This window comes from Colwellia sp. BRX8-4, from assembly GCF_014077345.1.
In the GTDB taxonomy this organism is placed as follows: domain Bacteria; phylum Pseudomonadota; class Gammaproteobacteria; order Enterobacterales; family Alteromonadaceae; genus Colwellia_A.
In genome coordinates this window covers 38,185-61,481 of record NZ_JACGVS010000004.1, presented here as the reverse complement: position 1 = coordinate 61,481, position 23,297 = coordinate 38,185, and the positions used below count along the sequence as shown (strand labels likewise).

The following is a 23,297-nucleotide window of genomic DNA, read 5'->3' as shown; positions in this document are numbered from 1 at the left end:
CTGTTATTACCAGCAGATATTAGTGCCTAGCTTGCTAGCCGCTCAATGAAAAACGCATACTAGCGTATGCGTTTTTTTTCTTTAAGGTGTTTATTTTCGTTGATAAACACAAAAATCCACATCAAAACTATTTTTGTCATCGGCACTGAGTTTAACGCTACAGGTTAGTTGCCAATCTTCCACCGTATTATATTCAGGAAACTGAGTATCGCCATCGATATCGGCTTTGATATGAGTAATGTAAAGACGGTTAGCGAGGGGTAAACAATGGCTGTAAATAGCACCACCACCAATGACCATCACTTCGTCTACTTCACCCGCTAGCAGTAAAGCTTGCTCGACTGACGTAGCACTGTCTACACCATCAGCGCGGTAGTTTTGGTCACGTGAAATAACAATATTTTGTCTACCTGGTAAAGGACGACCAATAGATTCATAGGTCTTTCGCCCCATAATAATCGGCTTACCTAACGTCGTTTTTTTAAAATAGGCTAAATCAGCCGGTAAGTGCCACGGCATATTATTATCTTTGCCAATAATACGGTTATCAGCATGGGCGACAATCATCGAAAGTAGGGTCATTAACATGGTCTCTCTAAAGGGAATAATTCACTATGTGCTTAATGAAATAACTCATTATTGTTTCACGGGCTTATTTAACATCACTCATCAGGGGATGATAGCGATTTACCCCCTAAAAAAAAAGCTCAAGTAAATTATACTTGGGCTTTTTTATAACAACTAACTAAATGAACAGTGAATAATTACTTACGATATTCAACTTCTACATCGTATTCATCTTCATCCCAGTCTTCGTCACCTAATTCGTCTTCAACGCCGGATACCGCTTCTTCGTGGTAAGTATCCCACTTGAACTCAACCGTTTTATCTTCAGGTGTTTCTTCGATTTCTGGAGGAAGCCCTTCGATAAAAGTCATCACGCCTTGCGTTAGGTCAGCGGTACCAAATTTATTGATAGCAGAGACACTTCGTACTTCGCCAGTCCAATTTAAGCCAGCAACAATACTATCTGTTAGCGCTTTCGCTTCATCTTCTAACATTAAATCAAGCTTGTTAAACACTAACCAGCGCGGTTTAGCAAAAAGTTTTGCTGAATGACGCTCTAATTCACTGATAATAGTTTTAGCGTTTTCAAGCGGATCAGAACCATCGGCAGGCATTACATCAACAAGATGTAATAAAATTCGACAACGCTCTAGATGCTTAAGAAACTGTGTACCTAAGCCTGCGCCTTCTGCTGCGCCTTCAATCAAACCAGGAATATCAGCAATAACAAAACTACGTTGCGTATCTAGGCGAACTACACCTAAGTTAGGCGCCAACGTAGTAAATGGATAATCTGCTACTTTAGGTCGAGCCGCTGAAACACTGCGTATCAAAGTAGACTTACCTGCATTAGGTAAACCTAACAAACCTACATCGGCGAGTAACAATAGCTCAAGCTTGAGACTACGTATTTCGCCCGGTGTGCCATCGGTTTTTTGACGAGGAGCGCGGTTAGTACTACTTTTAAAACGCGTATTGCCTAAACCATGCCAGCCGCCTTTAGCCACTAACATTTTTTGTTCATTGCGGGTTAAGTCACCTAATTGTTCACCGGTGTCTACATCCATAGCACGTGTACCAACAGGTACTTTCAAAATTAAATCTTCTGAACCTTTACCCGTACAATCACGACTTTGACCGTTTTGACCGCGCTTAGCACGATGAAAACGCTCGAAGCGGTAATCAATTAAGGTATTCAGGCTTTCGTCAGCCATTAAATAAACGTCACCGCCGTCACCGCCGTCACCACCATTAGGTCCGCCGTATTCAATGTACTTTTCTTTTCGAAAACTTACACAACCGTTGCCGCCGTCTCCGGCCTCAACTCTAATTTCAACTTCATCAACGAATTTCATGGTGCTTTGAAACACTCCAAGATTAAACTATTGCCTTATTATAAGTTATTTTTTGCACTTACGAAAACAAAGTTATTTTTTATACAAAATGAATACCCTTTAAACTAATTAAAGTTACATCATTAAAAGTAAATAAATTTTCAACAACGAGGCGCTTGGTTAAGCAATAGCTGACTATTGGGATTGAAGCAACGAAGTTATTGACTATTTAGGTCATTTAAAAATGAGCCATTAATTAGTGCAATAAGTATTAGATACTCAAGTAATTAAGTATCAAAAAAAAACCCTGCTTAAAGCAGGGTCTTTATTAAGTTTGAGTAACGTTACTAAGCAACAATACTTACAAACTTACGGTTTTTAGGACCTTTAACATCAAATTGTACTTTACCATCAGTTAAAGCAAATAATGTGTGGTCTTTACCAATACCCATGTTTGTTCCAGCGTGGAATTTAGTACCACGTTGACGAACAATAATGTTTCCAGCTAATACAGCTTCGCCACCAAAACGCTTAACACCAAGGCGTTTAGCTTCTGAATCGCGACCATTTCGTGTACTACCTGCAGCTTTCTTATGTGCCATCTTAAATCGCTCCTAATTAGCCGTTAATGCCAGTAATTTTCACTTCAGTGAACCATTGACGATGGCCCGCTTCTTTACGTGAATGCTTACGACGTTTAAATTTAACAATTTTAACTTTATCAGCACGGCCTTGATTTACAATCTCAGCTACTACTTTACCGCCAGCAATGTAAGGCGCGCCTACATTAACTGCTTCGCCGTCAGCGATCATTAAAACGTTATCGAATTCTACTGTTGCACCAATTTCAAGCTCAAGCTTTTCAAGGCGAACTGTTTGTCCTTCAGTTACGCGGTGTTGTTTACCGCCACTTTGGAATACAGCGTACATACCTACTCCGTAAAGCGTCATTTTATTTAGACGCTAGATTTTAAAATATAGGGCGCGAATTCTACGCGAAGATTTTTATTCAGGCAAGTCTAATTCGCATCTATTTCTATTTAATTTACTTATCGATAAACTATTCCGCTACAGCCCTTTATTGCTAAATATTTTCGTGTAAACTCATGCTTCATAAAATCTCTCAAATACAACAACAAAGGTAGCTATAGCCTTCTATGGATATCAAACACATACAAGCCCTCGCTCAAAAAGATATGACAGCGGTAAATAATGTTATTTATTCGCAAATAAATTCTGATGTTGCGTTAATTAATCAGCTTGGCGTTTATATTGTCAATGCCGGTGGAAAACGCATGCGTCCCATGCTAACGGTTCTCGCCGCACGTGCTTTTGGTTATCAAGGTAATGATCATATCTCTATTGCCGCCATTATTGAGTTTATTCACACCGCGACCTTATTACATGATGATGTTGTTGATGAATCAAACATGCGTCGTGGTCGAGAAACTGCTAATGCCCTATTTGGCAATAGCGCCAGCGTACTCGTTGGTGACTTTCTTTATACTCGCTCTTTTCAGATGATGACCAAGTTAGGCAATATGAGAATAATGGATATATTGTCTGATACCACTAACATTGTTGCCGAAGGTGAAGTATTGCAGTTAATGAACTGTAATGACCCTAGCACCACCGAAGAAAGTTATTTTCAGGTTATCTACTGCAAAACAGCGAAACTGTTTGAGGCCGCAACACGTTTAGCAGCAGTTATTGCCGGGCAAGATGAAAAAATTGAAAAAGCGATGCAAGAATACGGTAAATACTTAGGCACGGCTTTTCAATTGGTTGACGATATTATGGACTACACCGCCGATGCTAAAGCGATGGGGAAGAATATTGGTGATGATTTAGCTGAAGGCAAGCCGACTTTACCATTACTTTATGCCATGAAGCACGGTAATGCGCAGCAAAAGCAGCTAATAAGCGACGCTATTGAACATTGCAATGGTATGGAGCATTTAGACGAGATACTCGCTGCAATGGAGCAAACAGGCTCTCTCGTGTACACACAAAAGCAAGCAGAGCGAGAAGCGGATAAAGCCATTGATGCGTTAAAAATATTACCCGAGTCTGAACATAAGCAAGCGCTGATATCTCTGGCCCATATTGCTGCAAATAGAAGCGTATAATCATGAAGACCCATTTCGGCTTTTATCTTAATCTTCTTGCTATTTTGTTATTTATTCCAGGGATATTATTACCGATGTTCTCTTTGAGCATGGATGTTAGCGCCACTATTGCCGGACCTGCGCTGACCTCAGAGTTAATTAACAAAGAGCTTTCCCTGTTAACTACAATTCAAGAGCTGTGGCAGAACGATCGTTTATTAGTGTCTGTGCTCATTTTTATTTTCTCTATTTGCATTCCTTTGTTGAAAACGGCTTTAGTGGCTTGGTCCTATTTTAAGAGGAAGACTCAGCTAGAAAGAAAAATTATTAGCTTTGTTGGTGCGATTGGAAAATGGTCAATGGCTGACGTTTTTGTTGTGGCAATATTTTTAGCTGTTTTGTCTACTAACCATGCAGAAACAGCAAGCCAACAAACGTTAAGTATTATGGGCTTTAAACTCAATTTAATGATCAGCAGTGAAACACTGTCGGCTGTTGGCCCTGGTTTTTATTTCTTTTGTGCTTATTGTTTACTGTCATTAGTTGGTACGCAGCTGAGTCAAAGTGGTCTAAACAAAAGCCAGCTTAACGACTAGTCCTATAATCTGTTCATCGATATTATCTGTAACAGCATTATCATTGATTATTTTTAGAGATAAAAAAACCGCTAGTCTTTACAGAGCAGCGGTTTTTTTTATTGCAAAAACATCAGCCAATAAATTTAAATTTACTGAATGAAGCTAATGCTAACGTTCAACAAATTAACCTTTGATGAAGTTAATACCTTCAGTAATGTCAGCTTTCAATGTGTCTAACATATCAACTTTCGCTTTTTCTTCAAAAGCACTTAGTTTACCGTAAGATAAAATTTCGCTAACGCCATTTACGCCTAAACGTACCGGTTGTGCGAAAAATTGTGCATCTTCACCTGCGCCTTCAACGTAAGCGTAATCAACCACATCTTCGCCTTGTAAACCTTTAACTAAAGACATACAAAAACGAGCAGCAGCAGCGCCCATAGATAAAGTAGCAGAACCACCACCGGCTTTAGCGTTAACAACTTCAGTACCTGCGTTTTGAATGCGAGGTGTTAAAGCAGCAATTTCTTCATCAGTAAAAGTAACACCTTCAACTTGTGAAAGAAGTGGTAAAATAGTGGTACCTGAGTGGCCACCAATTACTGGAACTTTAACTTCAGCAACGTTTAAGCCTTTTAATTCAGCAACGAACGCTTCACTACGAATAACATCTAGCGTAGTAATACCAAAGACACGAGCCGCGTCGTAAGTACCTGCTTTTTTGAAGACTTCAGCAACGATAGGAACCGTGCCGTTAACTGGGTTAGTAATAATACCGACTAACGCTTTAGGACAGTTAGCAACAATGCCTTCTGCTAATGTTTTAATAATGCCCGCATTAACCGCGAACAAATCAGCACGATCCATACCTGGCTTACGTGGCATGCCTGCTGGAATTAAAACGATATCAGCGCCTGTTAATGCGTCGCCTAATGCGTCAGCACCAAAACCTTCAACGGTAACAGCTGTAGGTATGTGTGATAAATCAACAGCAACACCTGGAACAACTGGTGCTACGTCATACAAAGATAGCTCAGAACCCGCTGGTAATTGAGTTTTTAATAATAATGATAACGCTTGGCCAATTCCGCCAGCAGCGCCTAAAACAGCAACTTTCATTTGATGTCTCCGGTAGTTAAAGAATATTTGAGTAAATACGTAAATTTTCGTGCCCAAAAGATATAGCATCGGCCACTAAAAAACAATTAATATTAAACTATATATGGCATTAGGATACCGTATAATACTTTTAATGAAATAATACTTAGGTCTTACTTCCTCATCATTAAGAATTTAAGATTAAAAAAAGTGTAGTAGAAAAATAACAAAGAGTACCGTTAAATTATGACAGTTTCACAAAAACAAGAAGCATTAACACAAGCTTTTAAAGATTTATTAAAGCAAGAGCAGTTTGGTTCTCAAGGCGATATAGTTGATGCGTTGAAGAAACAAGGTTTTGATAATATCAGCCAGTCAAAGGTTTCACGTATGCTCAGTAAATATGGCGCAGTTCGCACCCGCAACGCTCGCCAAGAAATGGTTTATTGTTTACCAGCTGAACTAGGCGTTCCAACAGCGAAAAGCCCTTTACGCCAACTAGTGATAGATATTGAATACAATGAAGTCATGATTATTGTTAGAACAAGCCCCGGCGCTGCCCAGTTAATCGCTCGCTTACTTGATAGCTTAAGTAAAAGCGATGGAGTACTGGGTACGATTGCCGGTGATGATACTATTTTTATTGCCCCAACCCATGTTGGACAAATAAAAGAAACCATTGCTAAATTAGAGTTACTTTTTTCAAGAAACTTAAATTAAGCTGAGTTCGAAGACAGTGAGCCATAGTAACATCGCGATTTTACCGGTTTATTAAAGTGCCAACTTCGCTAAAAAATTCAAACTTGGTGCAAAAAAAGATGCGCCAGTTTCTGCTTGGGTATATTTAAGTAGATGATCAAAATGACCATGAGCATCACTTTGAATCATGGCTTTTAACATCATCTCAAATGGCTCAGGCGAGCGGCAATAAGAAACAAAAAACAAGCCCTGTAACTTCATATCACCATACGGCATACTTTGTCGTACTATTTCGATAGCGTTACCGTCTTCGTCTTTAAGGTTTACTCGCTTAGTATGCGCGGTCGCTGGTTTATTTTCATTGGAATATTCTTCATTATCCAGTTTTGTTCGTCCAAAAATATCTTCTTGGTCTTTAACCTTTAAGTTATCCCATAAGTTCAAGTTATGGCGATAACGTTGAATATGTAAATAACTGCCTGCTGCAAACTCTTCACTCTCTTCATTCGCAATTAGCGCAACTTTGCGGCGGTGTGAACCTTGTGGGTTTTCTGTGCCATCGACAAAACCCGTTAAATCACGACCATCAAGAAACCTAAAGGCACGCACTTGCTCAGCCAGTTCAACGCTGTTGGCTAATAAAGCACAAACCTTGGTACTAACAATATGATTAACGTCTGCACGGTCGCTTCTTATTTCGATATAAAGATCATAACTATCAGCCGGAGCTGCGCGATCATCACATTCAAGCGCGGAAAAAGGCTTTAAATTTTTAGGTCTTCCTTGTGGATACAACTCATCCCAATAGTTAGCACCGATAGCAATAACACCAGCTAAGTTAGATTCTGAAAAACGATCTGCGTAATGATCGAATAAGGCAGGTAATCGAGAAAGTGCGTGACGAACATGAGCATTTTTATCATCTAAAACATTAAACATCAGATAATAACCGTGCAAACTAGGTTCTGCGCAAATACCGAATTGTTCTCTTGCCATCAAAATTCCCAAAAATGTAATGTATATTAATATTTCAATTTTACACAGTTTCTTAAAATTCACAGTAAATCATTTACGATAATAAAATAAGATAAAACCGTGTTGCTTTTTACAGCTATGCCAACGCACTTTTATTAGTATCGGCGCAAGTACTGATAATTTCTGTGCAGCTAAAAGTATTAGCCTTTATCTTGTACATAAAAAAACAGCCCTGAGGCTGTTTTATGATTTATCTTGTTAATATAGATAACACTAGTTGGTATTAAGTAAACTCAGGGTAAGCTTCCATACCACAATCTGATTTATCCATACCTTGATACTCTTCTTCTTCAGTTACACGAATACCCATAACTTTCTTAAGTACATACCAGACCACAAAACTTGCACTAAATACCCAGACAAAGATGGTTGCCGCACCGATTAATTGTCCACTAAAGCTTGAAGCAGGGTTAGTAAGAGGAACAAGCAGTAAACCAAACAAACCAACGACACCATGTACTGAGATAGCACCTACTGGATCATCTATTTTCAGTTTATCTAAACCAACCACTGACAAGACAACGATGACACCAGCGACCATACCAAACAAGGTTGCTTGCAATGCCGTGGGTGTTGAAGGCTCAGCAGTAATAGCGACTAATCCCGCTAATGCCCCGTTTAATGTCATGGTTAAATCTGCTTTTTTAAATAATAATTTCGCAAAAATTAACGCGGCAATAGCGCCACCAGCGGCCGCTGCATTGGTATTTAAAAAGACCATAGCAACTGAATGTGAACTGTTGATATCGGCAAGCTTTAAAACTGAACCACCGTTAAAGCCAAACCAACCCATCCATAAAATAAATGTGCCTAATGTCGCCATAGGTAAGTTAGCACCTGGAATGGCATTAATACGACCATCCGCTCCATATTTACCCTTACGTGCGCCAAGTAACAAGACACCCGCTAATGCTGCTGATGCACCTGCCATGTGGACAATACCCGAGCCAGCAAAATCAGAAAAGCCTAAGTCACCTAGGGTGTACAAACCAAAGACAGCATTACCGCCCCAAGTCCAGCTACCTTCAAGTGGATAAATAACGGCAGTTAACACAACGGTAAAAATAAGGAATGCCCATAATTTCATGCGTTCAGCGACGGCACCAGAAACAATCGACATCGCTGTTGCAACAAAGACCACTTGAAAGAAGAAATCAGACGCTTTGGAATATATAGCTCCGCCATTAAAACCATCTTCACGGCCAGAAAATTCTTTTAATACCGCATCAGCATCGATTGTTTCGATGCCAGATAAGAAAAAACCACCACCGTACATAATTTCGTAACCGCAGGCCAAATACATCATGCAAGCAATAGCATAAAGCGCGACGTTTTTAGTCAAAATTTCTGTGGTATTTTTTGCACGCACTAAACCGGCTTCTAACATAGAAAAACCCGCGGCCATCCACATAACAAGAGCACCACATATCAAGAAATAGAAAGTGTCCATTGCATACTGTAATTGAAAAATATTTTGTTCCATGATTTACCCCTTAAATAGCTTCAACATCTTGCTCACCAGTACGAATACGTACAGCTTGCTGTAAGTCATAGACAAATATTTTACCATCGCCAATTTTACCTGTGTGCGCCGACTCGGTAATTGCTTTGACTAAGCGTTCAACAACATCATCATTGACAGCAATTTCAAGTTTCACTTTCGGTAAAAAGTCCACTTGATACTCAGCACCACGATACAGTTCGGTATGGCCTTTTTGTCGTCCAAAACCTTTTACTTCACTGACGGTTAGTCCTTCAACACCAATTTCAGAAATTGCTTCTCTGACATCATCCAGTTTGAAAGGTTTTATTATTGCGTTAACCATTTTCATTATGTTTAGCCTTATTTATGATTTGTACATAACAATACAAATGTTATGCCAAAGACTAAAATACTTAATATTCATAAGGTTAAGATAAACAATAAAAAAAAGGCTATTTAAAAGCACTTCGTTGGTGCATGAAATTTTATCAATGACAGTAATTGGTGCATGATTTAATTAGCATGCAAGGAAGTCCCGTTTGTTAAATAAAACTATTAGCGGTGTTAGGCAAGGAAAGGTTAATTAGCAAGGATGGCAAAGACAGTTCTGCTATCTAAGAGGTTTATTACTCGGTGACAACTCATGATTAATGAGTGTATTAGCTGCGCAGACAAGGTAAGTGTAATAAAAAATGAGATGAGGTTAGCTCAGCAAAGAAAAGCTATTGCTAAATAGATCACTGCCCTCACCCACAGTTATTATATCAAAAGATATAGCGGTTAATAAAGCATAGAGGCACTTGGGTTAAGTACAGCAAGGATACTTAAACGTTCCATATCACAGAAGTCGCTGGCATCACGCAACAGCTCTTGTTGCACTGATAACGCATCGAGTTTTTCATCACTAATGACATCGGCTTGGCAATGACTTTTGCATTGGTGGTTCAGTGTCATTATTCGTTTAGCAATATAAAGTAACTTAGTTTCGTCGGTACTATGTTGAAACTCCTCTTCATCTTGATAACGTATAGGTTCAATCAAGCTGTAAGGAAGTTGCCATTGTTTTAATAATTCAGCGGTAATGTCAGCGTAGGAAAAACCCAGTGTTTGTAGTTGTTTAGTCCAAGGCAATTCATCTGAATTAATATGCTTACATTGTTCTACTTTTTCAGGCATAAATTGATGTATGACTAATTCGCCTAAATTATGCAGCAAACCTAAAATAAATAATCGTTCCGCATTAGGTACGTTTAGTTTAGTGCCTAAAAATTTAACCGTTAATGCACAGTCAACACTACGCTCCCAAAAGTCATCTAAATATTCGGGACTGGCTTTTAGTTTTCTAAAGGCATCAGTGGTAAAATAAGCAATAACTAAGTTGTAAACTTCGGTAATACCCAAGATTAAAACCGCTTTAGAAATAGTGTCTATTTTACCAGGATAGTTAAAAAAAGAGCTATTTGAGAGCTTTAAAATAGTCGCTGACAAGGCGGGATCAAGTAAAATGACATCCGCTATATCATCAATAGTTGATGATTCGTTATCAATTAACTCTTTAATGCGGATAAAAGAATCCGACAATACAAATATTTCACTCGCCTGTTCGGCGTATTCAACAGCATTCATAACAAAAATCCTAACAAGAAATATAGGGTTGTTTTTATATAAAAATAAAACACTCAGCAAATAAATTGAAAGCTAACACCCGCTGATGGCTCAGTTTTTCAATAATATACAAGGTATTAGCAATAACCTAAATTTTACTCAAGTATAGACACTATATTAATAATAAGTGACTTATTTTCAGAAAAAGTCTAATTAGTCTTCAACGGTTAAGGCAACTTGGTAAGAGCCAAATTTTCTAATATTAATAACCCCCTTATCAAAAATAAGATATTGGCCTTTTATCCCTTGCAATAATCCTGAGACTTGGGGGGTTTTATCAAAGTTAAAAGAGCCGATTTTTTCTAAGTACTGTTCAACAGGAAAGTTCAAATTGACTACTGGTTCGTCAAGTAATTCAACGGCGTCTTCACCAAAGCGTAATTTAATATCGTCTAACTGTGCTGCAATTTCAGGTAGTAATGCTTGTGCTTTCGCTTTTAAATCAACCATTTCACCCGCACCTTTTAACATAGCTCGCCAGTTTGTTTTATCGGCAATAAACTTAGCCAGTGCTATTTCAACTAAACCCGATTGTAAGCGTGTACTTACTCTAAATAGTTTTAAAGCTTGTGTTGCACCTTGGTCAATCCAGCGGGTGGGTATTTGAGTATGGCGAGTAATGCCAACTTTAATGCCAGAGGTATTCGCTAAATAAACATAATGATTAACCATGCAATTTTTTACACCCCATTCAGGCTCACGACAAGTCCCCTGAGCATGATGGCAAGTTTCAGGTTTCATAATACACATATCGCATTGAGCGAGCTTTTGCATACACGGATAACAAAAACCTTGCGAATAACTTTTCTTGGTTACTCTTGCACAATGACGACACGCTATTTTACCTTGGTAATCTAAAGTAATATTTTTCCCAATTAACGCATTCATATCAATGAGCTGATCGCCTATAGGTAATTGGTAATGAACGAGTCCGTTTTCATCTAACTGAGCAGTCATTTTACTCAAAGCACCTGCATCGTAATGGGTCATTTATTGTCTCGGTATGTTTGATGGAGAAATTTATAGGGCATGGTATAAAACTCTGTAAATGACAGCCAGCTTTTTATCGATTTCAGCAACAAAAATTGCGATACTATTGTTATATCAGCAAAACCTTTACAGCCAAGCCAACTTGTATGCAAAAAAAAGAACCAACCGCCAAGCCAACTTGGTTTGTTTATTATTTACGTTGTGCAGACAACAGTTTATACGCGGGTATTACTACCGACTTAATTCGCCGTTTAGGTGAGCATAATACTTGTAATAAAACAGGGGCTAAATATACGCGGGTTCGGCGGCCGGTCGAATTAGTTTACGCTGAGCCCCAAGAAAATCGTCAACTCGCTTGCAAGCGCGAATATCAACTAAAGAAGTTTACTAAGCTTAAAAAAGAGACCTTAGTGAAAAACTTTAAGCCAATAATTTTTTAGAAAAGCCCTGACAGTACTGGTCTGCTTAGTATTACTTTTATTAGATAATTTCCATTTATCGACAAGTAACTGCTAGTATACGGCGGTTTTCACATAATAGATGTATGCAAAATGTTTCTAGAACGTTACTGTAATATTACAAACAATCAAATTAGTTTTTCTCGTCAGCAAGGTAGCGATTTCGCTAAAATAGTTGCCGATGATTTCAATCCGCTGCACGATGCCGATGCAAAACGTTTTTGCGTGCCAGGTGATTTACTTTTTTCATTAGTGCTAGAAAAGTCAGGTTTATCACAAAATATGGGCTTTACTTTTTCAGGTATGGTGACCGATGGCATTAAACTCAATTTTCCTGAAAAAATTGTCGAATCAGCAAGTATTCTTGATGATAATGCTAAAGAATATATGAAAATAGAGGCTTCAGGACAGTGTACAACTAACCGTCAATCGATCGATGCTTTGATCCGCGCCTACGTTGAGTTCTCTGGCCATACTTTTCCACATATTTTAGTGAAATTGATGTTTGAAAAAAATGTCATGATCAACCCAACACGTCCAATGGTGATGTACGAGAATATGTTTATTCATTTAGATGAAGTTGATTTTTCCGACGTGCAATTGCAATTAACGACGCCTAGCTTACTCATTGACGGTAAACGGGGTAAAGCAACCTTGCCTTTTGACTTAGTCGCTGATGGCAAAGTGATTGGTCATGGTAAAAAGCACATGTTACTCAGTGGCTTAAGAGATTATGACCAAACCACTATTGATAGTCTCGTTAATCATTACAATGATAAAAAAGCGCAGTACTTAAAATAACCCCTTAATAAGATGATGCGAGTTAAAATTTTATTAACATCATTTTATCAAACGCTAGCTGTTGTGTTCTTCTGTTTTCCACACAAAAAGCAAACTTTTTAATTGTTTTAGGTCGCGAGCATTGCTTTGGCTGTTGATAGTACTCCAGCCATGCTCGCAACTTTTCTCCTTGATATCGAGATTTTAAGACCAGCGCAGCTGAGGTTTCGAAGGGATCTATACGGTTTTCTTTAATATCACTAGCTGAACTTCTCGATAACTGCTGACCTTTAACAGATATTTTTATCGGCTTTTTTTTCTGTTTATTTTGCTTATTTACTATGGGCTTTTTTAATCGACTTTGTTGACATTGCCACCATTTTGTTCGAGCACTTTCTTCTTTTTTTTTCAAACGTTCACTTCGTTTTACCCTATGAGCTTGTTTTTGCTGAGAATGAATAATAGCTAACTTATCTTCATAGCTCTGACAGTGATTATTCTCAGATAAGCTTTGCCGATATAAAATTAAAGCCATATTTATAAAACAAATTCCAAAATTTACTTTTTACTTAAAATGTAATTTATACTTAAAATGTACTATATACATACCTCCGCCTTGAACTTAGTAATATAACAACAACTAACATTAACAGCTTAGTACATTTAATTAACATTACATTAGCAATCACAAAAAAAACTTCTATACTAAAACCTATCGAGAAATGAGCAAGGATGTTCAATTTTGAAAATATTCACCTTAAAATATTTTGCCATATTCACCAGTTTTATCCTTTGGCCACAAGGCTACACCTCAGAGTTACCAAAAATTCAGCTGGCTACGCCTTATAAAGTAGAGAGTAAAACCCCGATAAAGATCAGCGAATATTTTGTTAGTGAAAAACTTGACGGTATTCGAGGTTATTGGAACGGTAAAAACTTATTAACCCGTGGCGGTAATCTTATCCATGCGCCAAAATGGTTTACTCAAGGTTGGCCATTAACCTATCTTGATGGCGAACTATGGAGCAAGCGTGCTGAATTTGAAAAGATCAGCAGCTGTGTTAGAAAGCATGCCCCCCAACAGCAAATCACAATAAGTTGTTGGCAGAAAATACGCTTTATGGTTTTTGATTTACCCAAGCATTCAGGTACTTTTAGTGAGCGTATTAAGCAAATGAAAGCTGAGATGGCAACAACTGACAATCACTATTGGCAAATCATAAAACAAGAGAAAGTAAACTCAATTGCGATATTGAATCAACGTTTAGCAGACGTGGTCGAAAAAGGCGGGGAAGGACTGATGCTACATCATCAAGCCGCCTATTATAAAATAGGGAGAAGCCAAGACCTGATAAAATTAAAACAATATGATGATAGTGAAGCGATCGTTGTTGCTTATATCGCAGGTAAAGGTAAATACAAAAATATGATGGGATCGATAAGAGTAAAAATGAAGTCAGGCTTACTCTTTAAAATTGGTAGTGGTTTTACTGACGAACAACGTAAAAACCCACCAAAGATTGGTAGCACAATTACCTTTAAATACATTGGTAAAACAGCGCGAGGTGTGCCAAAATTTGCTAGCTTTTTACGTGTGCGTACCTTAGCGTTGAGCCAGTAAAATAGACAAAATTACGATTCAATCCTTTAAAAAAGAGAATAATAATTAATGGAATTTCACTTATGGTTATCTTTTGTGGTTATTTGTATGATGGGCGCTTTATCACCAGGCCCGAGTTTAGCATTAGTCATCAAAAACACCCTCGCTGGCGGAACACCACAAGGTTATGCGACGGCGATTAGTCACGGTTTAGGCGTTGCACTTTACGCGGCGATTACAGCAACAGGCATAGCGGTAATTATCGTTAAATCGCCTTTAATATTTAGTATTATTCAATATGCAGGCGCTGCTTTTTTACTTTACTTGGGGGTAAAATCATTATTAAGTAAAAAAAATAACCAAGTATTTTCTCAAGATGACTCCGCGGCAAAAACACAGGTAAATGGCTGGCGAGATGGCTTTTTAATTGCCTTTTTAAATCCTAAACTTGCTATTTTCTTTCTCGCATTATTTAGCCAGTTTTTAGCAGGAGATGCCAGCAGTGAACAAAAAGTAATAATGACCGCCACCGTAGGCAGCATTGATGCTTTATGGTATTGCCTAGTAACTTTTACACTATCGCGCGGTAATATCATTAGTAAGTTACGTGAAAACAGCCATATTGTTGACAAGGTAACCGGCAGCTTTTTGATATTACTTGCAGCACGAATAGTGATTAGCTAAGTCTGGCTTATTAAGACATTTCAATATAGCGAAAATAAAGTACTTTCAAGCCCTTACCTGCTTCAGCCTCAACAAACACCTCAGGGTTATCAATACGATGCTGAAATTGACACTGAGGGCACTCTCTAGCGACTTCCGCTAACAAAAAGTCCTCACTTAAATCAGGAGAGTTTAAACAGAGTATAACATCACTATTATTTGCCATTAATACCGGCAAACGTTTAATTATTTTCTGATAATCTCGCTCAATATTGACACTCCCTTTTTGAAATGAAGGTGGATCGCAGATTAATAAATCATAAGGACCATATTTTTTTAACTTGCCGTAAGACTTAAATATATCGACACCTTCATATTTTACCTTACTCGCTTCTTGCTTATTAAGTTTATGGTTTTCACGTCCTGTTGATAAAGCGCCTTTACTCATATCAATATTAACGACTTGCTCTGCACCACCGGCGATGGCAGCAATAGAGAAAGCACAGGTGTAGGCAAAAAGGTTTAACACTTTTTTACCTTCACTGTTATCTTTGACCCACTGGCGGCCATTACTCATATCAAGAAACAGTCCAGAATTTTGTGCCTTCCCCAAACTAAGGTGATATTGCAAACCATGTTCTTGTGCGTTTAATGCGGTAATCTCTTCTCCCCAGAGTACTTCACTTGGCGAAAATTTTCGGCTGCGATACTGCACTTGAATAGATAGACATTGTGGTAGCAACTGCTGGATCACGATAACTTGTTCACTTAACCAAGCCTCTTCAACCTCTTGGTAAAGCGTAATAAGCACAACGGGTGAGAACCAATCAACATTAACATGGGTTAAGCCAGGGTAAGCATGACCACGACCGTGAAATAATCGCTGACAATCGACGAGCTTATTTTCATTTTGAAGACTGACTAAAATAGGTTGAAGATGTGTTTGAAGCGTTGAATTCATAACTTAATTTTTTATGGCCAAAAATAAAGCCGCATAATAACAAATTATGCGGCTTTACGTTCAAATCGTTTGCCTGTTTAGTCTAGATTAATAAACTAAAATCCAAAAATACTAAAAGCAAAGAATTTTTGTGTCACCGTATTCAAGAAAATACCCAAGACAATGACTGGAATAAAAGTGCCTAATGAAAAGTTAACGTACTTTTCTACCCAAGAGCCTTTATAGGTATCGTTACCAATAGCCAGCTCTTCTGACAAGTTATGCTTTTTCCAACGATAGCTAACGAAAACACATAATAAAAAGCCGTTTAACGGTAAAATAGTATCGTAGAAAATATCATAAACCACGTCAAAGAATGAACGTGTGCCCCCAGCATAACTGGTAAATTCAGTAAAGAATGACACCATACCAAAAGAGACCATAGCAAAGACTGTTAGCGCGCCACCAACAATCATTAAAATTGATAAAGCTTTTCTGCGGCTATGTTTCTTTTCAGTCACTAAGTAAGAAACGGGTACTTCAATAATCGATACCAGTGATGTTATTGCAGCAAAAAAGACCAACAGGAAGAAAAATGCCGCAACAGCACTCGCACCAATATAACCAAGCGACACTTGTAATGCTAAAAATATTTTAGGTAAAAAAGTAAAGATCAATGAGACTGAGCTGTCACTTAATTCCGCTGGGTTAACATTCGGGTTGAATGAAAACACTGCAGGTAAAATCATTAAACCCGCAGTAAAGGCAACAGCGGTGTCGGTTAGTGCAACCAGTTTTGCAGAATTAACTATGTCGGTTTTATTATTAATATATGAACCGTAAGTAATTAAAATCCCCATACCGAGTGATAGCGAGAAAAAGGCTTGTGACAATGCGCCATTAATGACTGAAGGAGTAATTTTATCAAAATCAGGAACAATAAAGAATTTCACACCAGCAAAAGCATTTTCTAGTGTTAAGACGTAAACCACCATAATTAACAACATCACAAATAATGTTGGCATTAAAACTTTTGCCGCTTTTTCTATGCCCTCTTTGACACCTGCCACTAAGATGAAGTTGACAATAGCCGCTACGGCAAACATAGCAACAAATAAATAGGGACTGTTGATGAACTCACCAAAACCATTGCCACTGGCTAAGTAATCTAATTTACCCGCGAGTGTTAATGCAACATAGCCAAAAATCCAGACCGTTAGCACCATATAAAAAACCGCAATCATAAAGGGAGTTAAGACACCGAATATACCAGCGATACCCCAACCTCTACTGCCGCCACTTAACGCTTTGTAGGCGCCAACAGGTTCTTTTTGGGTTTTTCGACCAACGGCCATTTCTGCAATCATTACCGGTAAACAAATTAAAAATACGAATATTGCATACATGATTAAAAATGCGCCACCCCCATTTTTAGCTGCGTTTACTGGAAAGCCAACTAAATTGCCAATACCAACAGCAGAACCTGCTGCTGCCAAAATAAATCCAAGTTTAGAGCTAAACTGCTCTCTCGATGCGCTCATAAATGTCCTTAATTATAATTATTTGTAGGGCATATTTTGTATAGTTTATTAACTATACGAAAAAAAGAATTGCCTGATGCTAGCAGGCTTTATAATTAATGTCTTCTTTTAGAACGAAGGTATTAGTAATTAAGTGTATAAATATAGTTGCACTTAGACAACAACCAGCCAAGCCATTGAAAAACAGACAATAAAAATAATATATTTAGCAAGATACGCTTCTGTACAGCCCCGTTTTGCTATTTTGAGAAGAGCCCACCATTCATAATAGTAAGAATATTTTCCGCTTCTTCTGCCGCAAACACTATTGCCTGAGCTAAATCATCACTTGAAATATTTAAATTCGCGCATAAGCTTTCATCAACACTATCATCATAATCAAACTGATCAGGGTGACTATCAACTAAAGCTAAGCGAGATGCTAAATAGAGTACCTTGACATCTTTATTAATTTGAATAGTTTTCGCTTCATTAAAGTGACGGATCGGTAAAATGATTTTTTCAGGTATTTGCCATATCTTTAACAGTTCGGCAGAAATATCAGTATAAGTAAAACCCAAGGCTTGCTTTTGTAATACCCAAGGCAATTGTTCTGCTGAATATTTTTCACATTTTTTTGCAATCTCAGGGGTTATTTTTGCGACAATCAATTCACCAAAATTTTGCAAGAGTCCGGCAACAAAAAGCCGTTCAATATCTCGTATACCTGCTTTAATGGCTAAGTTTTTAGTCGCTAAGCCACAAAAGATACTCATTCGCCAGAAGCGTTTTAAATCGATAGCCTGATTTGAAAAATGCTTAAAAGCGGTTGCCGCAACATCCACTAACATCATGTTATAAATAGCTTGCGTACCTATAATGGTAATGGCACGTGAAATAGTACTTATTTCGCCAGGAAAACTATAAATCGCACTATTTGCTATTTGTAATAAACGCGAAGTCATCGAAGGATCGACACTGATCACATTAGCAAAGTCTTCAATGCTTGAATCTTCATTGTCCATTAAGGCTTTAATTTTAAAGCAGGCATCGGGAAGCGCAAAAGAGCCATTGGCTTGAAGCGCATATTGGTGAGCATCCATTGGGTTATCAATCATTTTTTATAGAATAATATTAATAGTGTAGCTTGTTGCTTTAAAACAGAAAACAAAAAAACGCAGTGATCTTCATCACTGCGTTTTTATATTTTCTATTGAGGTGTTTTACTGAGCGAAAGTTTTTCCAAAAAAATCACCTTGGTTCCATGTTGGACGCTTATCACCATTAGCAATTTCTAAACCTATCATCATATTCACTTCGGCAAAACTTGCCGCGGCATCGTAACGAATAGGTAAGGTTATTTCATCACTGTGCTGATGATAATGATTTTTAAGAAAATCACCAAATACCGCACCACCATCTATTTCAGGATCTTTAGATTTAAAGCCCGTCATTAAGAATACAGATGGAATACCAGCTTTTACAAAGCTGTAATGATCGCTGCGAGTAAATAACGCCTGCTCTGGCATAGGATCATCACTTAACGATAAATTAATTTTTTCGGCAGCACTCGCAACAATAGGCCCTAAACTTGAGTGTGTAGAACCGAAAGCAATAATATCGGCGAACGGATACAAAATTAATGGCATATCTAAATTAACATTGGCGACCATTTTTGATGTAGGTACCGTTGGGTTTGTTGCAAAATAACTAGATCCTAATAAGCCTTTTTCTTCAGCCGTTACCACCACGAACAAAATAGAACGCTTTGGCTTTTCAGGCATAGCCGATAACAAACGCGCAGTTTCTAATAGTATTGCAACGCCTGAAGCGTTATCAAGCGCACCATTATTGATTTTATCTTCTTCATCACCATGACTACTAAGACCGATATGATCAAGATGCGCACTAAAAACAACATACTCATCTTTTAGACTTGGATCGCTTCCTTCAATAGCAGCAATGATATTAGGGCTAGTGATCTCTTCATGACGACTTTTACTGGCCATTTCAACGGTTGATTTTAATGCAAAACCTTTAATGGCAACATTGTTTGTATCGTCGCTAAGTATATCCGCTAAGGTTCGCTCAGCACCAACAAATAAAGCCGCTGCAGACTCGGCACTAATATAAGCTCCGCCTTTCAACTGGGGATGTTTACCAAAAGGTATTCCGTCTTTATCTAACCAGTTAAGCCTTGGTGCATCGGCATAACTAGCCGTTTTAGTAAAGGTGCGTACTGCATCGCGTTTTGGCGTATGAATCGTGATAAAACCAACAGCACCATTTTTCACAGCATTTTTTAATTTTTCACTACCCGAGCCAATATGAGCGCCTTCTTCTGAAGGTAAATCGTCTGGACGGCCTGTTAAGACGACAACAACTTTTCCTTCAACATCAATATCTTTATAGTCGTTATAACCAAAATCTTCAGAAACAACGCCGTAACCAATGAAAACAGTTTCCGCTGATATAGCCGATTCTGTCGATGTACTGTCGCCCGACATAATAAACGCATCTTTAAATGTGAGCGCAACTTCACCATCGCTATTAATTACCGATAACTTAGCACTATTTTCTTCAAGAAACGCTTTACGAAAAGTAACTTGCTGCTCAAATCCTGCTTGCTCACCCATAGGCGTTAAACCTAATTGCTTGAAGTATGACTTTACGTAATTAGCCGCAATTTGGTAACCATCGCTGCCGGTATCTCTGCCTAACAATGTATCGTCGGCTAAAAATTCTATGTGAGCTCGAATATTGTTTTCATTAACTTGTGGTGCTTTTTCGGCAACAGTTGTCGTTGCTTTTTCGCTTTGTCCACACGCAGATAAGAATGCGATAGTTAATAAACTTACGCTGGCTATTAATTTAAATTTCATTGGTTTTTTCATATTATGACTTAATTTTTTTTAAGATCAGTAGATTTATATCGACCGTCACTATAATGATTGTAAAAATAAAACGCTAGTATAGTGACAAAGTTATTGGTTAACACTAATGGCAATTAAAGCTGACAGGTCAAAGGGAAAAGTACTGTTAATACCAATAAGGTGTGGTGGTATTATTTAGATAAACTACTTGAGTAAATATTTTTCAGAGTCAGCCGCAGCCATAGGCTTAGCATAATAATAGCCTTGGCCATACCGACACGCCATAGCCGTTAGTAGTTCGGCATCGGCTAAGTTTTCAATACCTTCTCCAACCGTGCCCATATTCAAATTAGTAGCTAAATCTATAATTGTTTTTATGATTGCTTGATGATTATCATGTTCATGAGCGTTGTTAATAAATGAGCGATCAATTTTCAGCACATCAATAGGAAAACGATGTAAGTAGCTAAGACTTGAATAACCGGTACCAAAATCGTCAAGCAGAATTTTAACGCCTAGCACTTTTAAAGTATTCATATTCTCTAGCACTAAATCACTATTTTCTAATAAAGCACGCTCAGTTAATTCGACTCTTAGTTGGCTAGGTTTAATGCCCACACGTTGAATTATTTCTTCAATATCTGCGGGCAGGGTTGCACTAAAAAAGTGATTACCATAGAGGTTACAGCTCACATATAAATCGTTACGACCACAGATTGCTTCCCACTTTTTTAACTGTAGACAAGACTTTTCCAGAATAAGAAAATCAATCGCCATGACTAAATTCGTTTCTTCAGCTAACGGGATAAAATCATCGGGATAAACAAAACCACGCTTATTGCTCTGCCAACGCGCCAGTGCTTCAAAACCAACAACAGTTTCAGTTTTTAAATCAACGATAGGTTGAAAGTAAGGAGAAAATTCACTATTGGCTATGCCATCACGAATATCGGCTTCTAATTCCAGGGCATGTTGCACTTTTTTCTGCATACTAGAATCAAACACTTCATAACGTCCCTTACCTTTATCTTTTGCATGATACATGGCGGTATCAGCATCTCTGAGCATAATATCAGCACTGTCATAACGTTCATTATTAAACAACACGCCAATACTTGTGCCAATAAAAATACTTTGATTTTCAATAGTAAAGGGCGTCGCTAAAAAATCAGTGATACGTTGCGCAATATCATAAGCTTCATGATTAGATTCGAGGTCTTCAATCAAGATAACAAATTCATCACCACCTAATCGAGCAACAGTGTCTTTGTCTCTGACCAGTACTTTTAACTCTTTGGCTATTTCTTGTAAAAGTAAGTCACCGGCATGGTGGCCTAAGCTATCATTAACGACTTTGAAACGGTCAAGATCTAAAAACAACACAGCAAATTTAAGATCTGCTTTTCGTTTATGACAGGCGATAGCGTGGTTTAATAAATTAATAAATAAAGTACGGTTAGGTAAACCGGTTAGAATATCGTGCGACGCCGTATGTTGTAACTTCTCTTCAGCTTGTTTTCTTTGCTTGATTTCGTCTTCTAATGCCACAGTTCGCAGCTTAACTTGCTGCTCTAGAAGGATATGAGACTGTCGTTCAACTTCTAATATGTCACGTCTTTGAATCGCTGATGCAACATGCTGAGAAACAAACTTCAATAGCTCGGCATCTTGTTCGGTAAAGGTTGTTGCTAAATTATAACTTTGTAAGACCATTGCTCCCAACACTACACCTGAATGTATTAATGGCACGCCCAGCCAAGATTTAGTTTCTATTTGTGGCTCTTTTGTCTCACCTTGTTGATACAAGGCATACATTTTCGGGTAATTAAGTAATTGAGTTTCACCGGTACGAATAATATATTCGGTAAAGCCATTCCCTAATACCCTAGGCTGCGAGTCGACGGCTGCATTGGTAGAGTTTTGATCTAAATAATAAACAAAAGTTAGTGTTTTTGAATGTTGATCATATTTAGTAATATAAAAGTTTTGTGCGTTAATTAACTGACCAACAATATTATGAACCATCGAATAAAATTCATCAATATGGAGCGTAGCATCGTTGGTTAACTCTGATATTTTGAAAAGTGACTCTTGCAATAGTTCTGATTTTTCTCGTTCTCTAATTTGCTTCATTAATTCGCGAGTGCGAGAATTTACCGCATTTTGTAAACGCTCATGGTCGTGTAAACGGGTCATAGCGGTAACTATATGCTGAGCGGTAAATTCCATTAGCTCAAGGTCATCTACTTGGTAACGGAGTGCTTCGGAATAACTTTGTACGGCCATAACGCCAATAACAACACCATCATTAAGTAATGGTACACCAAGCCAGTCAGTGCTATCGGAGCCAATACGTTTGATTGAATTATTAGTTTCTAATTCAGTCACAATTTCAGGGGTCGCCAAGAGTGGTTTAGCCGTTTCAATAACATAGCAAGTCATAGAACCTTCAAATGCTTCAAGGGGTGACTTACCTAGAGGATAATCATCTTTTTCATCCACATCATAAACGAACTCTAACGTTGAAAGGGTTTGGTCATAAAGGGCAATATAAAAATTTTCAGCTCTCATCACTGATGCAATGGATTGGTGAACTTGACCATAAAACATACTTAAATCTGCACAGTCATGAGATAACTGGTTTAACTTAAAAAGTGCAGTATAACGATCTTCGAGCTTACGGTATTTGTCTAGCAAAGAAATGGCTTCCTTTGCTAGCAAGCTATCGCTCTCGTTCAGCTTATCAAGTTCGTTATTTAAAGGGTCTGTCATACATTACAACTTGGGGTGAGAGTAATAAATTTACTCTATATAATGACGATATTTAAGCAAAATATCCACTAGATGAAATAAAATACTAGCAATGAGTTAGCTCATTATTATAAAGGAGCACAAGGCTCCTTTAT

The 23,297-nt window shown here is 38.0% G+C and carries 23 protein-coding genes; 7 read left to right on the top strand and 16 right to left on the bottom strand.

Going from position 1 to position 23,297, the window contains the following annotated elements; all coding sequences use genetic code 11:
- Window positions 1-90 precede the first annotated feature (90 nt).
- From folA to rplU, 4 genes are all read right to left on the bottom strand, one after another.
- Window positions 91-582 (bottom strand): type 3 dihydrofolate reductase, encoded by a 492-nt coding sequence (folA, locus tag H4J56_RS05085; RefSeq protein ID WP_182258963.1) that lies wholly within the window; start codon window positions 580-582, stop codon window positions 91-93.
- A 182-nt stretch (window positions 583-764) separates the two neighbouring features.
- Window positions 765-1,922, bottom strand: a complete 1,158-nt coding sequence (gene cgtA, locus H4J56_RS05080) for an Obg family GTPase CgtA (protein ID WP_070375739.1) — start codon at window positions 1,920-1,922, stop codon at window positions 765-767.
- Between the two features lie 326 nt (window positions 1,923-2,248).
- Entirely contained in the window at window positions 2,249-2,503 is a 255-nt protein-coding gene (rpmA, locus tag H4J56_RS05075) for a 50S ribosomal protein L27 (RefSeq protein WP_070375738.1), read from the bottom strand.
- A 16-nt stretch (window positions 2,504-2,519) separates the two neighbouring features.
- Window positions 2,520-2,831: a 50S ribosomal protein L21 gene (rplU, locus tag H4J56_RS05070; protein ID WP_070375737.1), complete on the bottom strand. Its 312-nt coding sequence runs from the start codon at window positions 2,829-2,831 to the stop codon at window positions 2,520-2,522.
- A 227-nt stretch (window positions 2,832-3,058) separates the two neighbouring features.
- On the opposite strand from rplU, the gene ispB reads away from it, so the two are divergent.
- Both ispB and H4J56_RS05060 read left to right on the top strand, forming a co-directional pair.
- Window positions 3,059-4,030 carry an octaprenyl diphosphate synthase gene (ispB, locus tag H4J56_RS05065; protein ID WP_182221735.1) on the top strand — a complete coding sequence of 324 codons (972 nt, stop codon included), beginning with the start codon at window positions 3,059-3,061 and terminating at the stop codon, window positions 4,028-4,030.
- A gap of 2 nt (window positions 4,031-4,032) precedes the next feature.
- Window positions 4,033-4,605, top strand: a complete 573-nt coding sequence (locus H4J56_RS05060) for a paraquat-inducible protein A (RefSeq protein ID WP_182221734.1) — start codon at window positions 4,033-4,035, stop codon at window positions 4,603-4,605.
- 165 nt (window positions 4,606-4,770) lie between these two features.
- Here the strand turns inward: H4J56_RS05060 and mdh are convergent, their stop codons facing one another.
- Entirely contained in the window at window positions 4,771-5,706 is a 936-nt protein-coding gene (gene mdh, locus H4J56_RS05055) for a malate dehydrogenase (RefSeq protein ID WP_182213758.1), read from the bottom strand.
- 225 nt (window positions 5,707-5,931) lie between these two features.
- Between mdh and argR the strand changes: the two genes are divergently transcribed.
- Window positions 5,932-6,405 (top strand): transcriptional regulator ArgR, encoded by a 474-nt coding sequence (gene argR / locus H4J56_RS05050; protein ID WP_070375733.1) that lies wholly within the window; start codon window positions 5,932-5,934, stop codon window positions 6,403-6,405.
- 51 nt (window positions 6,406-6,456) lie between these two features.
- On the opposite strand, the gene H4J56_RS05045 is transcribed toward argR, so the two are convergent.
- The 5 genes from H4J56_RS05045 to H4J56_RS05025 form a co-directional block, all read right to left on the bottom strand.
- Entirely contained in the window at window positions 6,457-7,380 is a 924-nt protein-coding gene (locus tag H4J56_RS05045; protein ID WP_182213759.1) for a Dyp-type peroxidase, read from the bottom strand.
- A gap of 262 nt (window positions 7,381-7,642) precedes the next feature.
- Window positions 7,643-8,902, bottom strand: coding sequence for an ammonium transporter (locus H4J56_RS05040; RefSeq protein ID WP_182213761.1), 1,260 nt, complete (start codon window positions 8,900-8,902; stop codon window positions 7,643-7,645).
- Window positions 8,903-8,912: 10 nt separating this feature from the next.
- Window positions 8,913-9,251 carry a P-II family nitrogen regulator gene (locus tag H4J56_RS05035; RefSeq protein ID WP_070375731.1) on the bottom strand — a complete coding sequence of 113 codons (339 nt, stop codon included), beginning with the start codon at window positions 9,249-9,251 and terminating at the stop codon, window positions 8,913-8,915.
- A 431-nt stretch (window positions 9,252-9,682) separates the two neighbouring features.
- Window positions 9,683-10,528 carry an HDOD domain-containing protein gene (locus tag H4J56_RS05030; RefSeq protein ID WP_070375729.1) on the bottom strand — a complete coding sequence of 282 codons (846 nt, stop codon included), beginning with the start codon at window positions 10,526-10,528 and terminating at the stop codon, window positions 9,683-9,685.
- A gap of 192 nt (window positions 10,529-10,720) precedes the next feature.
- Window positions 10,721-11,557: a DUF2797 domain-containing protein gene (locus tag H4J56_RS05025; RefSeq protein ID WP_182251406.1), complete on the bottom strand. Its 837-nt coding sequence runs from the start codon at window positions 11,555-11,557 to the stop codon at window positions 10,721-10,723.
- 146 nt (window positions 11,558-11,703) lie between these two features.
- Here H4J56_RS05025 and H4J56_RS05020 point away from each other — a divergent pair, with 146 nt between their 5' ends.
- Complete coding sequence (locus H4J56_RS05020; protein ID WP_182213763.1) at window positions 11,704-11,997, top strand: GIY-YIG nuclease family protein; 294 nt, start codon at window positions 11,704-11,706, stop codon at window positions 11,995-11,997.
- A 111-nt stretch (window positions 11,998-12,108) separates the two neighbouring features.
- A complete protein-coding gene (locus tag H4J56_RS05015) occupies window positions 12,109-12,816 on the top strand; it encodes a DUF3581 family protein (RefSeq protein ID WP_182258962.1) in 708 nt (235 codons plus the stop codon).
- A gap of 22 nt (window positions 12,817-12,838) precedes the next feature.
- Here the strand turns inward: H4J56_RS05015 and H4J56_RS05010 are convergent, their stop codons facing one another.
- Window positions 12,839-13,330 (bottom strand): hypothetical protein, encoded by a 492-nt coding sequence (locus H4J56_RS05010; protein WP_182258961.1) that lies wholly within the window; start codon window positions 13,328-13,330, stop codon window positions 12,839-12,841.
- A 207-nt stretch (window positions 13,331-13,537) separates the two neighbouring features.
- Here H4J56_RS05010 and H4J56_RS05005 point away from each other — a divergent pair, with 207 nt between their 5' ends.
- Window positions 13,538-14,416, top strand: a complete 879-nt coding sequence (locus H4J56_RS05005; RefSeq protein WP_182222445.1) for a DNA ligase — start codon at window positions 13,538-13,540, stop codon at window positions 14,414-14,416.
- Window positions 14,417-14,464: 48 nt separating this feature from the next.
- Entirely contained in the window at window positions 14,465-15,079 is a 615-nt protein-coding gene (locus H4J56_RS05000; protein ID WP_070375724.1) for a LysE family translocator, read from the top strand.
- Window positions 15,080-15,089: 10 nt separating this feature from the next.
- On the opposite strand, the gene H4J56_RS04995 is transcribed toward H4J56_RS05000, so the two are convergent.
- The 5 genes from H4J56_RS04995 to H4J56_RS04975 form a co-directional block, all read right to left on the bottom strand.
- Window positions 15,090-16,019, bottom strand: a complete 930-nt coding sequence (locus H4J56_RS04995; protein ID WP_182222446.1) for a class I SAM-dependent methyltransferase — start codon at window positions 16,017-16,019, stop codon at window positions 15,090-15,092.
- 95 nt (window positions 16,020-16,114) lie between these two features.
- On the bottom strand, window positions 16,115-17,539 hold the full coding sequence (locus tag H4J56_RS04990) for a sodium-dependent transporter (RefSeq protein ID WP_182222447.1): 1,425 nt from the start codon (window positions 17,537-17,539) through the stop codon (window positions 16,115-16,117).
- Between the two features lie 239 nt (window positions 17,540-17,778).
- Entirely contained in the window at window positions 17,779-18,621 is an 843-nt protein-coding gene (locus H4J56_RS04985) for an HDOD domain-containing protein (protein ID WP_083278183.1), read from the bottom strand.
- 120 nt (window positions 18,622-18,741) lie between these two features.
- Entirely contained in the window at window positions 18,742-20,400 is a 1,659-nt protein-coding gene (locus H4J56_RS04980; RefSeq protein WP_182213771.1) for a M28 family peptidase, read from the bottom strand.
- 195 nt (window positions 20,401-20,595) lie between these two features.
- Complete coding sequence (locus H4J56_RS04975; RefSeq protein ID WP_182258960.1) at window positions 20,596-23,163, bottom strand: EAL domain-containing protein; 2,568 nt, start codon at window positions 23,161-23,163, stop codon at window positions 20,596-20,598.
- Between the last annotated feature and the right edge of the window lie 134 nt (window positions 23,164-23,297).